The sequence below is a fragment of the Streptomyces sp. HUAS 15-9 genome (assembly GCF_025642155.1).
In the GTDB taxonomy this organism is placed as follows: domain Bacteria; phylum Actinomycetota; class Actinomycetes; order Streptomycetales; family Streptomycetaceae; genus Streptomyces.
Genome location: NZ_CP106798.1, coordinates 6241852 through 6254690, shown reverse-complemented (window position 1 = coordinate 6254690; position 12839 = coordinate 6241852). Strand labels below are relative to the sequence as shown.

The 12839-nt window shown below is 70.8% G+C and carries 9 protein-coding genes and 1 pseudogene; 4 read left to right on the top strand and 6 right to left on the bottom strand.

Features of this window, described 5'->3' with window-relative positions:
• Positions 1-363 precede the first annotated feature (363 nt).
• A complete protein-coding gene (locus tag N8I87_RS29000; protein ID WP_263213176.1) occupies positions 364-1020 on the top strand; it encodes a bifunctional DNA primase/polymerase in 657 nt (218 codons plus the stop codon).
• A gap of 109 nt (positions 1021-1129) precedes the next feature.
• On the opposite strand, the gene ftsY is transcribed toward N8I87_RS29000, so the two are convergent.
• On the bottom strand, positions 1130-2341 hold the full coding sequence (ftsY, locus tag N8I87_RS28995) for a signal recognition particle-docking protein FtsY (RefSeq protein WP_263213175.1): 1212 nt from the start codon (positions 2339-2341) through the stop codon (positions 1130-1132).
• 181 nt (positions 2342-2522) lie between these two features.
• Here ftsY and N8I87_RS28990 point away from each other — a divergent pair, with 181 nt between their 5' ends.
• Complete coding sequence (locus N8I87_RS28990; protein WP_263213174.1) at positions 2523-3494, top strand: LLM class flavin-dependent oxidoreductase; 972 nt, start codon at positions 2523-2525, stop codon at positions 3492-3494.
• A gap of 53 nt (positions 3495-3547) precedes the next feature.
• Positions 3548-3925, top strand: coding sequence for a hypothetical protein (locus N8I87_RS28985; protein ID WP_263213173.1), 378 nt, complete (start codon positions 3548-3550; stop codon positions 3923-3925).
• Between the two features lie 141 nt (positions 3926-4066).
• Here N8I87_RS28985 and N8I87_RS28980 read toward each other — a convergent pair whose 3' ends face one another.
• From N8I87_RS28980 to N8I87_RS28965, 4 genes are all read right to left on the bottom strand, one after another.
• Positions 4067-5485, bottom strand: a complete 1419-nt coding sequence (locus N8I87_RS28980; protein WP_263213172.1) for a sugar porter family MFS transporter — start codon at positions 5483-5485, stop codon at positions 4067-4069.
• A gap of 208 nt (positions 5486-5693) precedes the next feature.
• Complete coding sequence (locus tag N8I87_RS28975; protein WP_263213171.1) at positions 5694-9782, bottom strand: AAA family ATPase; 4089 nt, start codon at positions 9780-9782, stop codon at positions 5694-5696.
• 243 nt (positions 9783-10025) lie between these two features.
• The gene (locus N8I87_RS28970) at positions 10026-10229 is read right to left on the bottom strand and encodes a hypothetical protein (RefSeq protein ID WP_058922942.1); all 204 of its coding nucleotides are present in this window, start codon (positions 10227-10229) and stop codon (positions 10026-10028) included.
• Positions 10230-10611: 382 nt separating this feature from the next.
• Positions 10612-10893 carry an acylphosphatase gene (locus tag N8I87_RS28965; protein ID WP_263213170.1) on the bottom strand — a complete coding sequence of 94 codons (282 nt, stop codon included), beginning with the start codon at positions 10891-10893 and terminating at the stop codon, positions 10612-10614.
• Positions 10894-11061: 168 nt separating this feature from the next.
• Here N8I87_RS28965 and N8I87_RS28960 point away from each other — a divergent pair.
• Positions 11062-12209 (top strand): annotated as a pseudogene (locus N8I87_RS28960) (CAP domain-containing protein).
• Between the two features lie 34 nt (positions 12210-12243).
• On the opposite strand, the gene N8I87_RS28955 reads toward N8I87_RS28960, so the two are convergent.
• Positions 12244-12831: a flavodoxin family protein gene (locus N8I87_RS28955; protein WP_263213169.1), complete on the bottom strand. Its 588-nt coding sequence runs from the start codon at positions 12829-12831 to the stop codon at positions 12244-12246.
• Positions 12832-12839 lie beyond the last annotated feature (8 nt).

The window sequence follows — 12839 nt, the reverse complement described above, 5'->3', positions numbered from 1 at the left end:
CCTTCGAACGGGATGCCGAGTTGCCTCCGGCATACCCACGAGGGCATGTGCCCCCAGGCCTCGTGCACTCAAAGTAATCCTACGATCACGGGTCCAGCCATGGCGATCCCGGAAACGCCACCATTCGCCACCCCTTCGAATGAACTCACGGTCGCCCAGGCGCGATTCACTTGACACAGGACGGCCACGAGTGGATGCAGGAGTGCACTCGGGGGCGCACATCGCCGGGTGCACCACCGAAGTCACCTCGGCGCGCCGCTTGCCTTCAGTGAGCGTGGGCACCTGTGGTGACATGGAGTCACTTTCCGCGTCCGTCCCGTTCCGTGGCGTAACCACCGGCGCGCTGGACCCGTTGGAGGGGGCATGGGCTTCACGATCGGCGGTATTCGCGAGATCCGCACCGGCGCGCGTCGGCGCGGCCGTTCGTCGGAGTGCACCGACGTCGCCGAGTTCACCGGGCTGTGGGGCTGGGACGTGGTGCCGGGAGCGCGGGCCGCAGCGGGCGCCTGTTCGTGCGGCCGGGCGGACTGCGGTGCGCCGGGCGCGCATCCGCTGGAGTTCGCGCCCCAGATCTCCTCCGGGGCCACGCTCGACGAAGTGACCAAGGCCTGGGGCGAGTTCCCGGGTGCTTCGGTGATGCTGCCGGTCGGGCGGGCATTCGATGTCATCGAGGTCGCCGAGCCCGCCGGGCGCCGCGCCCTGGTCCGCCTCGAGCGCATGGGCCTTCCTCTCGGCCCGGTGACCGCGACTCCGGACGGCCGCGCCCAGTTCCTCGTCGCCCCGGGCGCCGCCGCAGAACTGCCCGCGCTGCTCTACCGCATGGGCTGGGACGACCCGTCCTCCCTCGACCTGCACGGCCTCGGCCCCGGTACGTACCTCACGGCGCCGCCCTCCGACCGGGGCGGCCTCGGCCCGGTGCGCTGGCTGCGGCCACCGGCCCTGGACTCGGTGTCGAAGCCACCCGCAGCCCGCCTGCTGCTGGGGACGCTGGCCTATGTGGCGCATCGGTCGCGGGCCTAGGGCCCTGCCTGGTGATTCCCCGGTCGTACGCGCAGACGGCGAAGCGCCCGTCCCAACTGGACCTTGGGGCGGGCGCTTCTCGACGGCGTAGCGAATACGGTGGGTGACTTCACTCCCCGATAAGGGCGTCAACGAACGCCTCCGGCTCGAACGGCGCCAGGTCGTCGGCCCCCTCGCCGAGACCGATCAGCTTGACCGGCACACCCAGCTCACGCTGGACCGCGACCACGATGCCACCCTTGGCGGTGCCGTCCAGCTTGGTCAGCACGATGCCGGTGATGTCGACGACCTCGGCGAAGACGCGGGCCTGGACGAGGCCGTTCTGGCCGGTGGTGGCGTCGAGGACGAGCAGCACCTCGTCGAGCGGGGCGTGCTTCTCGACGACGCGCTTGACCTTGCCCAGCTCGTCCATGAGGCCGGTCTTGGTGTGCAGCCGGCCGGCGGTGTCGATGAGCACCACGTCGACGCCCATCTCCTTGCCCTCCTTCACCGCGTCGAAGGCGACGGAGGCGGGGTCACCTGCCTCCGGCCCGCGCACGGTGTAGGCGCCGACCCGCTCGCCCCAGGTCTGCAGCTGGTCGGCGGCGGCGGCACGGAAGGTGTCGGCGGCGCCCAGCACGACGGTGCGCCCGTCGGCCACCAGGACCCGGGCGAGCTTGCCGGTGGTGGTGGTCTTGCCGGTGCCGTTGACGCCGACGACCATCACGATGCCGGGCTTGCGGTCCTCGGGCTCGGTCCTCACGGTGCGGTCGACATCGGTGCCGACCAGTTTGAGGAGCTCGTCGCGCAGCAGGCCGCGCAGCTCCGTGGGGGTGCGGGTGCCGAGCACCTTGACGCGCTCCCGCAGGCCCTCGACCAGCTCCTGGGTGGGCTGGACGCCGACGTCGGCGGTGAGCAGCGTGTCCTCGATCTCCTCCCACGTCTCGTCGTCGAGGTGCTCGCGGGAGAGCAGGGTGAGCAGGCCCTTGCCGAGGGCGTTCTGCGAGCGGGAGAGCCGGGCGCGCAGCCGCACCAGACGTCCCGCGGTGGGCTCCGGGATCTCGATCGCGGGAGCCTCGACGGCTTCGGCGGCAGGGGGTTCCTCGACGGCGACGGAGGCCGAGCCGTCCGGGAGGTCCACCTCCTCTATCGTCCGGCGCGGTTCGTCGCGCGGCGTCTCGGCCTCGTCGCCGACGTGCGGCTCGGCCGGAGGTGCGGTGATGTCGGGCGTGGCGGGGGGCGGCGGGGGCAGCTGCTTCTTGCGCCGGCTGCCGACGACGAGCCCGCCGAGCACCGCGAGCACCACCACGGCGATGACTACAGCAAGGATGACGGTTTCCATAACGCGTCCAGTATCCATCCCTCCCCCAGCAGGGCCCTTGATCCGCCGGGAGGGTTTTTTCGTAGATTCCTCCAAGGCGGCCTGGGCGGCTCGATACCCACGCCACCGCCATGGTGATCTGACGAACCGTCAGCTAACCTCCTCCCTCGCCGACACCCCACCCGGCGAAGGGGGACGTCCCATGCCCGTCACGGTCGTACGTTTCAATCTCGTCGAACCCGGCGCGACCCCCGCCTCGCTCGCCGCCCGCTACCGGGCCGCCCTGGAGATGGCCGCGTACGCCGACGAGCACGGCATCACCACCGTGCAGACCGAGGAGCACCACGGAGCCGAGAACAACTGGCTGCCGTCGCCGTTCGCCTTCGCGGGCGCGGTGTTCGGGGCGACCCGGCGGATCGCGGTCACCGTCTCGGCGATCATCGGCCCGCTCCACACCCCGCTGCGGCTCGCGGAGGAGATCGCCGTGCTCGATCTGCTGAGCGGAGGGCGGCTGGTCACCGTCGCCGGGATCGGGTACCGCCCCGAGGAGTACGCCCTGTTCGACGTGGACTGGAAGCGGCGCGGCAGGCTCCAGGACGAGCTGCTGGAGACCCTGCTGAAGGCCTGGACCGGCGAGGAGTTCGAGTACCGGGGCCGTACGGTACGGGTCACCCCGCGCCCGTACACCGATCCGCACCCCCTGCTGCTGGTCGGCGGCTCCTCGAAGGCAGCCGCCCGCCGGGCCGCCCGGTTCGGCCTGCCGTTCTTCCCCAGCGCGCATCTGCCGGAGCTGGAGACGTACTACAAGGAGCGGCTCGTCGAGTACGGCACGGAGGGCTGGACCATGATGCCCGCCGCCGAGACCCCGCTCCTGCACATAGCCGAGGATCCGGACCGGACGTGGGCCGAGTACGGCCGGCACTTCCTGCACGAGGCCCGGACGTACGCCTCCTGGCAGTCCGGTGACATCCGCTCGGCGGTGCGGTCGGCGGCCACGACGGTGGACGAGCTGCGCGCCGAGGGCGTCTACCGGATCCTCACCCCACAGCAGTGCGCGGCCCAGGGCCTGGACAGCCTCGTCCTCCATCCGCTGGCGGGCGGGATGCCGGTGGAGGAGGGGTGGCGGAGCCTGCGGCTGTTCGCGGAGCGGGTGGTTCCGGCGGTGGGTGGCTGACCGGCGGCGATATCCGGTGGTCCGGTCGGGGCCGCCGGTGATCCACTGGGGTCATGAGCCTGACAGTGGAAGTGTTCGTCCGGGAGCCGGACGGTGGGATACGGATCCTCGACGTGCCGGACGACGCGTTCCACTCCGGCGGCTTCGAGTCCTGGCGTACGACGGTGTGGGGATCGGAGTTCGTGCGCTCGCCGGCTGCCCGCTTCCTGCCCGTGCTGGCCGAAGGCGATCTCTACGTCGAGGCCGGGGAGGTGCCGGACCTGCTGCGTGAGGTGGCCTCGCTGCGCACCCACCTGGACGCGATCGCCGTCGGCACGGAGCGCCCCCGGACACTGGAAGAGCACCGCGACAACCTCGACGTCAGGTTGCGGATCATCGAGGAGAGCTCCCACAGGGCCCTGGAGATCGGCGGCGGCGTCCTGATCTGGTGAGACCCCGGACGTGACACCTGGTGAACCCCCGGACATGACACCGCCGCCCCGGTCCGGGCAGTGGCCGGGCCGGGGCGGCGGAGGGGTACGAGGAGAGGGGCAGCGGGGACTTGGCCCTTCTCCTCGAGTCCGTGGGGCGGGTCAGCCCATCTCCTCCAGCGACTTGCCCTTCGTCTCCTTGACGAACTTCAGGACAAAGGGGATGGAGAGTGCCGCGAAGGCCGTGTAGATCACGTAGGTGACGGAGAGGTTCCAGTCGGCCAGGGACGGGAAGCTCGCGGTGATGGCCCAGTTGGCGATCCACTGCGCGGCGGCGGCCACGCCCAGGGCGGCGGCGCGGATCTTGTTCGGGAACATCTCGCCGAGCATGACCCAGACGACCACACCCCAGGACAGGGCGAAGAAGAGGACGAAGACATGGGCGGCGATCAGGGCGATCCAGCCCTGGGTGGCCGGCAGCCTGCCGTCGACCAGGTCGTAGGAGAACGCCCAGGCCTCCAGCGCGAGACCGACGGCCATGCCGATGGAGCCGATGAGGGCGAGCGGCTTGCGTCCGACGCGGTCCACGAAGATCATCGCGATCACGGTGCCGACGATGTTGATGATCGACGTCGTGAAGGAGTAGAAGAACGAGTCCGTCGGGTCGACGCCGACCGACTGCCACAGCGTCGAGGAGTAGTAGAACGCGACGTTGATGCCGACGAACTGCTGGAAGACCGACAGGCCGATGCCGACCCAGACGACCGGCTTGAAGAAGAAACCGCCACCGAGCAGGTCCTTGAAGGTGGACCTGTGCTCGCTGGTCATGGCCTGCTCGATCTCGGCGACCCTGGCATCGAGGTCACGGCCCCGGCCCTCGACCTCGGCGAGGATCTCGCGGGCGCGCTCGCGCCTGCCGACGGAGATCAGGAAGCGGGGGGACTCGGGGATCGCGAAGGAGAGCAGACCGTAGAGGACGGCCGGGACGACCATCACGCCGAGCATGACCTGCCAGGCCTCCAGGCCCATCAGACGGCCGCGCTGGTCGCCGTCGGCGGCGTTGAGCAGGCCCCAGTTGACCAGCTGCGAGATGGCGATGCCGATGACGATCGCGGCCTGCTGGAAGGAACCGAGGCGGCCGCGGTAGGCCGGCGGGGCGACCTCGGCTATGTAGGCGGGGCCGATGACCGAGGCCATGCCGATGGCGAAGCCGCCGACGACGCGCCAGAGGGCGAAGTCCCACAGCGAGAAGGGCAGGGCCGAGCCGACGGCGCTGACCGTGAACAGCAGGGCGGCGATCTGCATGACGCGGATGCGGCCGATCCGGTCGGCCATGCGGCCTGCCGTCGCGGCACCGATGGCACAGCCGATCAGGGCGATGGCGATGACCTGGGCCAGCGCCGCGGAGCCGATGCCGTAGCGGTCCCGGATGGCCTCGACGGCGCCGTTGATCACGGAACTGTCGTAGCCGAAGAGGAAACCGCCCATCGCGGCCGCCGCCGCGATGAAGATGACGTGCCCGAGATGTTCGGGTTGAGCCGTCCCGGCTCCTGACTTGGGTACCTGCGCTGTGCTGGTCACGCAAAACTCCTCGGGCACCCGGCAACGCTGCCGGGGTGGGGTGAGCCCTTCAACCTGAAGGTAAAAGCAACGTTGCAGAGACTATGCCTTCAAGTATCGAAGTCAATAGGGCTAGTGATGTGACTTTAGAACGTAGTCCGGCGAGGTTGGCTTCAAGAAGTAAAGAAATCAAGAAGTGCAGGTCGTGATGCGCGTAGTCCGCACCGGTCTAGCGCAGACGCTGCGAGATGACCTTCGACACACCGTCACCCTGCATGGAGACGCCGTAGAGCGCGTCGGCGACCTCCATGGTCCGCTTCTGGTGGGTGATCACGATCAGCTGCGAGGACTCCTGCAGCTCCTGCATGATGCGGATCAGCCGCTGCAGGTTGGTGTCGTCGAGCGCGGCCTCGACCTCGTCCATGACATAGAACGGGCTCGGCCGGGCCTTGAAGATCGACACCAGCATCGCGACGGCGGTGAGCGACCTCTCGCCGCCCGAGAGCAGGGAGAGCCGCTTGACCTTCTTGCCCGGCGGCCGGGCCTCGACGTCGACGCCGGTGGTCAGCATGTTGTCGGGGTCGGTCAGGATCAGCCGCCCCTCACCGCCCGGGAACAGGCGGCTGAAGACGCCCTCGAACTCCCGGGCCGTGTCCCGGTAGGCCTCGGTGAAGACCTGCTCGACGCGCTCGTCGACCTCCTTCACCACCTGAAGCAGGTCGGCGCGGGTCTTCTTCAGGTCCTCCAGTTGCTCGCTGAGGAACTTGTGCCGCTCCTCCAGGGCCGCGAACTCCTCCAGGGCGAGCGGGTTCACCTTGCCGAGCTGCTGGTACGCCCGCTCGGCCGCCTTCAGTCGCTTCTCCTGCTCGGCCCGCACGAAGGGCCTCGGCCGGTTGCGCGGGTGCTCCGGGTCCTCGGGCAGCACCTCGCCCTCGGCGGGCGGGGACGGCGGTACGAGCTGATGCGGGCCGTACTCGGAGACGAGCCCGGCCGGCTCCACGCCCAGCTCCTCCAGCGCCTTGCTCTCCAGTTGCTCTATGCGCAGCCGCTTCTCGGCGCCGAGCACCTCGCCGCGGTGCACCGAGTCCGTCAGCTTGTCGAGTTCCGCCTTGAGATCGCGTCCGGTGCCGCGGGCGGCGGTCAGTTCCTGCTCCCGGCGGGCCTTGGCGGCCTCGGCCGCGGCCCGCTCGCGCTCGGCCCGGCCCAGCGACACCTCGACGTGCGCGAGCAGTTGCCGCGCACCGGAGCCGACCGCCTCCGCGACGGCTGCCTCGTGGCGCAGCCGCGCCCGCCGCTGCTCGGCACGCGCGCGTGCCTCGCGTTCGGCGCGGGCGCCCCGGTCGAGCGAGTCGGCCCGCCCGGCGAGCCCCTTGACCCGCTCCTCGTGCGTACGCACCTGGAGCCGGGCCTCCATCTCGGTCTGCCGGGCGTTGGCACCGTCGGCGGCGAGCCGGTCGCGCGCCGAGGTGTCCGGCTCCTCCTCGATGGGCATCTCCTCGGCGACGGCGAGCCGTTCGGCGAGCTCCTCGGCGTCCTGTACGGCCTTGTCGAGCGCCTCCTGCGCGCGTGCCGCCGCCGCGGTGGACCGCTCGGCCTCACCCGCGGCACCGCGCGCCTGCCCGGCGAGCCGTCCGAGCTGCTGGGCGACGGCCGACTTCTCCCGGTCGGCCGCCCGCCGCCGCTCCCCCAGCTCCTCGACCAGCGCGGCACACTCCCCGCGCCGCTCGGCGGCCCGGCCCTGAGCCTCGGACAGCTCCTCGCAGCGCACGGCCAGCTCGGCCAGCTCGGCCGCGGCCTCGTCCACGGACGCCTGCACCTCGAGCAGACTGGGCGCCCCCGCGGACCCGCCGTGTGCGAAGTGCGCCCCCAGCAGGTCGCCTTCGGCGGTGACGGCGGTGAGGTCGGGGTGGGCGTAGACGAGATCCTCGGCGTCCTCGAGGGTGCCTACGACGACGATCCCGCGCAGCAGGCGCCGTACGGCAGGCATGAGATCGGCGGGACCACGGACGAGGTCGGCGGCGAAGGGGTGCCCGTCGGAACGGAAGCCGCCCGCCTGCCGCCCACCGGAGCCGACGGCATGAACGTCGGCTGGGGCACCCATTCCGCCCGCAGTACTGGTCATGGCACCCGGATCGAACCCGCCCACGCGTGCCTCGCCGGAGCCGGGGGCCCCAGCGGCACGCACGCCATCCGGCGAACCCGCCCCACTCAGCGCACCCGTACCGAAGCGACCGGTCCCGTCGCCCGCGACAGCCCGGGAGGCCGGTCCACCTGCCGCACCGGTCATGGCTCCCGGATCGAACCCGCCCACGCACGGCTCGCCAGAGCCAGGGGCTGCCAGGGCTCCGGCGCCACGCACGCCATCCGACGAACCCGCCCCACTCGCCGCACCCGCACCGGACCCATCCACGCTCAGCTGGCCGGAGCCGGAGCCGGAGTCGACGCCCGGGTCCCCGGCGCCGGCAGGTGGCCGCGGGTTCGCCGCGCCGTGGGCACCCGGTCCGGGCCCGTCGGCGCTCAGCCCGACGGGGCCGGGAGTACCCGTGGCTTCCGGGGAGGCGGGTCGGCCCGGCCTACCCTTCGGCGCCACGTCCTCCGGTGCTCCCGCCAGCAGGAGGGACGCGCGGCCGGCGTCCTGTTTGCGGAGGAGTCTGATTGCCTCGGCCGCCGAGGCCGGGGTCGTCACCGCGATCGCGTCCGCCGCAGCGCCGAACGCGGCGGCCAGGGCGACCTCGTGGCCCGGGGTCACCGTCAGCAGCTCGGCCGCCGGGCCGAGCAGGCCGCTGAGCCGGTCCTTGGCGCCGAGCAGCACGCCGGTGCCGTCCTTGCGCCGCAGGCCCAGGGACAGTGCCTCGTGGCGGGCCTGGGTCGCGGCACGTCGGCGCTCCGCCGCGGTGACGGCCTCGCGGGCGGCGGTGAGGGCGGACTCGGCCTCCGCGAGCTGCCGCTTGGCCGTGTCGTGCCGCTCGCCGAGTTCGGCGTCGCCCGCGTCGAGGCCGTCGACCTCGGCCTTCAGTGCCTCGTACTCCTCCTGCGCGGCGACGGCCCGCTCCTGGGCCTCGTCCCGTGCCGCGGCCAGCCGGTCGATCTCGGACTGGGCGGCCGCGGCACGCGAACGGGCCGCGTTGACCTGCCCGTTCAGCCGGGCCAGGCCCTCACGACGGTCGGCGATGGCACGGGCGACGTCCTTGAGGCGCCGTTCCTCGAGGGCCAGTTCGCGTTCCAGTTCGGCGCGGTGGGCGACGGTGTCGTCGAGCGCGCGCTGGGCCGCTTCCAGGGCGGCCTCCAGCTCGGCCTCCTGCTCGCGGATGCGGGCGGCCTCGCGCTCCATGTCCTCGGGGTCGCGGCCGCGCCGTTCCTCGGCGGGCACGGAGGTGGCGCTCTTCACCCGGGCGTCGGCCAGCGAGATCGTGCCGCGGACGCGCTCGGCGAGCTGGGAGAGTTCGTACCAGGTCTGCTGGGCGCGCTGCAGGCGCGGCGTGAGTTGCCGTACCTCGTCCTCCAGGAGCGCCTCGCGCTGGAGCGCCCTCTTCAGCTCCTGTTCGGCGGTCTCCTTGCGCTCCTTGAGCGCGGCCTCGTCGGCGATCTCGCTCTTCAGGGCTTCCCGGAGCCGTACGAGGTCATCGGCGAGCAGGCGCAGCCGGGCGTCGCGCAGGTCGGCCTGGATGACGGCGGCCCGTCGGGCGACCGCGGCCTGACGTCCCAGCGGCTTGAGCTGCCTGCGCAGCTCGTCGGTGAGGTCCTGCACGCGCGCGAGGTTGGCCTGCATCGCGTCCAGCTTCCGCAGCGCCTTCTCCTTGCGCTTGCGGTGCTTGAGGACACCGGCCGCCTCCTCGATGAAGGCGCGGCGGCCCATGGGGTCGGCGTGCAGGACGGAGTCGAGCTGGCCCTGGCCGACGATGACGTGCATCTCGCGGCCGATGCCGGAGTCCGAGAGGAGTTCCTGGATGTCGAGGAGACGGCAGGTGTCGCCGTTGATCTGGTACTCGCTGCCGCCGTTGCGGAACATGATCCGCGTGATGGTGACCTCGGCGTACTCGATGGGGAGAGCCCCGTCGGAGTTGTCGATGGTCAGCGACACCTCGGCGCGGCCCAGCGGCGGACGCCCGGTGGTGCCGGCGAAGATGACGTCCTCCATCTTGCCGCCGCGCAGCGACTTGGCGCCCTGTTCGCCCATGACCCAGCTGAGCGCGTCCACGACATTGGACTTGCCCGAGCCGTTCGGTCCCACGACACACGTGATCCCCGGTTCGAACCGGAGTGTGGTCGCCGAGGCGAACGACTTGAACCCGCGGAGGGTCAGGGCCTTGAGGTGCACGCCGCTGGACTCTACCTTCCGCCGGTATCTCACTCCATGAACCCTCGCAACCCCGCGGTTTCGCCCATGAACATGCAGGGCACATCAGACGTTAAAGAGGGTGAAAGGATGCGCGGGGTAGGTAAAGACAGAGACGGGGGCAAGAAAGAAGGGACGCCGAAGCGTCCCTTGCAACTCTGACAACTTAGCGGTTGATACGGGCAGCCCAACCACTGCGTGTGCTGTCGTGGAGCGATGCAGCGATCAGGTGAGCGCAGGCTCCGCCTGGTGTGCGTCGATGCTCTCCATGATCCTGTCGTGAGAAGCGGCAGCCGTCAGCGCGTCGTTCTCCGCCTGGATTCGTACGAGCTCCGATTCCAGGTCCTGTACGCGCTGCTGGAGCCGTCGCATCTCGGCGAGGAGTCGCGGGTCGGAGCCGCCGACGTAACCGAGAAGCGCCTTTGCCATGATGGATGGTCCTCCACACTGAGTGACCGACCGAAGCGGTGTGGGTCGTGAGGGATTCGCACCCGCGGTGCTTGACACACTCGAGTGTTGCTCTGCCATTGCTACATGCCAAACAGCTAAGGTGCGCGGGGCTTTCAGCGTCTCACCAAAAAGTTTGACGGTCAACACGATCACGCCCCGTATTGGCGGGCAACCCGGGCGTGCGCGGCCGGGAAGCGGCGGCGCTGCGAGTCCTGCGGGGCCCTCGGGGCGTAGCGGTGATCCGTATCTGCGGAGCCTGCCACGACAAGCGGTTCTTGGCAACCACCAGGTGGTTTCTGCTGTGGGCACCTGCCAGTGGCATGCCCCTCCCCTTCGGCCTGCGGGGCTTTACGGAAGGGGGTCAGCGGACGGCGAAGCCGTCGTAGCCGCCGCGGGGTGTGTCCCAGATCTCGGTGACACCGTCCACATGCCCGGGCGTGTCGTTGCCCTGGAGCCAGTCGAGGAGTCCCTCGCATCCCTCGCGCGAGCCCTCGGCGACCACCTGGACCCGTCCATCGCCCAAATTGAGAGCAAAACCACTCAGGCCGCCGATCTCCAGCGCCTTGGCCCGCGTGAACCAGCGGAAACCCACACCTTGGACGCGGCCACGTACCCAGGCGACCAGTCGCACATCCTCGCTCATGGCTGCAACCTAACCAACCAATGTCACTCGCGGCACTTCTTCCTCTGGCGCCATGCGGTACCGTCCCCACCCAATGAATCTCATATGAAACTCACTCGATCGAGTGAGTTGGGTTGGCCCACAAGATCGTATGGGTGCGGTTGACCGCGAGACGAGGAAGGCAAGGACATGGGACGCCACCGACGCTCCGCCGCCGGCCGCGCCGCCACGAGCCGCGCCACGGGGGTCACACAGACGCACGGCTCGTACTCGGGGAGCCACGACCCGCAGGACTCGTACGCGGGCGATCACGCCACCATGGGCATCGCTCCGTATCTGAACCCGGAGGCGTACGCCGACACCAACGCGAGAAGCTCGGCGTATCTGTACGCGACGGATCCGTACTCGACAGATCCGTACACGACGGAAGACGGATACGGGCCGGTCACGGAGACGGCTCTCTTCCCCGCGGACGGGTTCAGCCCCGCACTCGCCCCCCGGGAACGCGGACACCGACGCAAGAAGAAGGCCGCCACGCCCGTGCGTACGGGGCTGCTCGGGGTCTCCGCCGCCGTCGCCCTCGGCACGGTCGCGGTGGCCACGGGCGCGGTGCCCGGCCTCGACAACTACCGGCTCGGCGGCACCACCAGCACCTCCGGCAGTGACAACGTGCAGGCCGCGGGCTCGCCCAGCAACACGGCCGCCGAGCAGGGCGGCACCTCCGGCGCCGCCGACAACGGCGATGGCGGCGGGGCCGCCGGCTCCTCGACGGGCCACGGCGCCGCCGCCGCTCGGTCGCGCCGACGCCGTCCGCCTCGGCGTCCTCCGCGCCCACGCCGACGAAGCCGCCGTCCGCTGAGCCGTCGGCCACCACGCCGTCGAAGAAGCCGAAGGGCAAGCCGCAGAACAAGGCGCCGAAGGCCCCGCCGAAGAAGTCGTCGCCGGTCACGATCTCCGCCTCGGCCGCCGCGGAGGCACATGTGCTGAAGCTCGTGAACCAGGAGCGGGCGAAGGTGGGCTGCAGCCCGGTGTCCGCGAACAGTTCGCTGTCCAAGCTGGCCGAGGCCTTCAGCGACGACATGGCCCTGCGGGACTTCTTCGACCACACCGACCCGGACGGGGCGACCCCGTGGGACCGGGCGGCCCAGGCCGGCATCACCGGTCTCGGCGGCGAGAACATAGCCCGGGGCCAGGCCGACGCGGCCGCGGTCATGGACGCCTGGATGAACAGCCCGGGGCACCGGGCCAACATTCTGAACTGCGACTTCAAGACCCTGGGCGTCGGCGTGCACCTCGGCGCCGGCGGTCCCTGGTGGACGCAGGACTTCGGGTACTAGACCCGCTGCCCCCGGTGCCGTTGACGACGGTCGCTCAGGCGGCCGTCGCGCGTCCCTGAAGGAACACCCTCGTCGTCTCGGCGACCCGGCGACCCAGGTGCTCGGCCGTCGCCACGTCCGCCTTGTGCACGGCCTCCGGGCCCTCGTCGACGTTGGTCTGCGCGGCCGCACCGGCGAAGACGCCGAGGCGGTTGAGGTCGTGCTCGGAGCCGGCGCTGTTGTTCCAGCCCGGGTGCAGGCCGAGGTTGACCCAGTTCATGCCGTGCTGGGCGGCGAGGATCTGGAAGAACTGCAGGGTGTGCAGCTTGTCGCCGCTCTTGGACCCTGAGTTGGTGAAGCCGGCGGCGAGCTTGTCCTTCCAGTCCTGTCCGAACCAGCGCTTCGAGGACGCCTCCGCGAAGACGTGGAAGGCGCCGGACGCCGTGCCCATATAGGTCGGCGAGCCGAAGACGATCGCGTCGGAGGCGTCGAGGGCCGCCCACTGCTCGTCGGTGATCTCGTCGACCTTGATCAGGTGCACCTCGGCTCCGGCCTCGGCCGCTCCGGCGCGGACGGCCTCGGCGAGTACGGCGGTGTGGCCGTAGCCGGAGTGGTAGGCGATGGAGACAACAGGGGTGGTCATGATGAGTA

What these genes read in the sequence shown, in the direction of transcription:
- N8I87_RS29000 (WP_263213176.1), top strand. Translation starts at nt 364, where the DNA reads ATGGGCTTCACGATCGGCGGTATTCGCGAGATCCGCACCGGCGCGCGT.
- N8I87_RS28970 (WP_058922942.1), bottom strand. Translation starts at nt 10,229, where the DNA reads ATGGCAAAGGCGCTTCTCGGTTACGTCGGCGGCTCCGACCCGCGACTC.
- N8I87_RS28990 (WP_263213174.1), top strand. Translation starts at nt 2,523, where the DNA reads ATGCCCGTCACGGTCGTACGTTTCAATCTCGTCGAACCCGGCGCGACC.
- N8I87_RS28985 (WP_263213173.1), top strand. Translation starts at nt 3,548, where the DNA reads ATGAGCCTGACAGTGGAAGTGTTCGTCCGGGAGCCGGACGGTGGGATA.
- N8I87_RS28965 (WP_263213170.1), bottom strand. Translation starts at nt 10,893, where the DNA reads ATGAGCGAGGATGTGCGACTGGTCGCCTGGGTACGTGGCCGCGTCCAA.
- N8I87_RS28955 (WP_263213169.1), bottom strand. Translation starts at nt 12,831, where the DNA reads ATGACCACCCCTGTTGTCTCCATCGCCTACCACTCCGGCTACGGCCAC.
- ftsY (WP_263213175.1), bottom strand. Translation starts at nt 2,341, where the DNA reads ATGGAAACCGTCATCCTTGCTGTAGTCATCGCCGTGGTGGTGCTCGCG.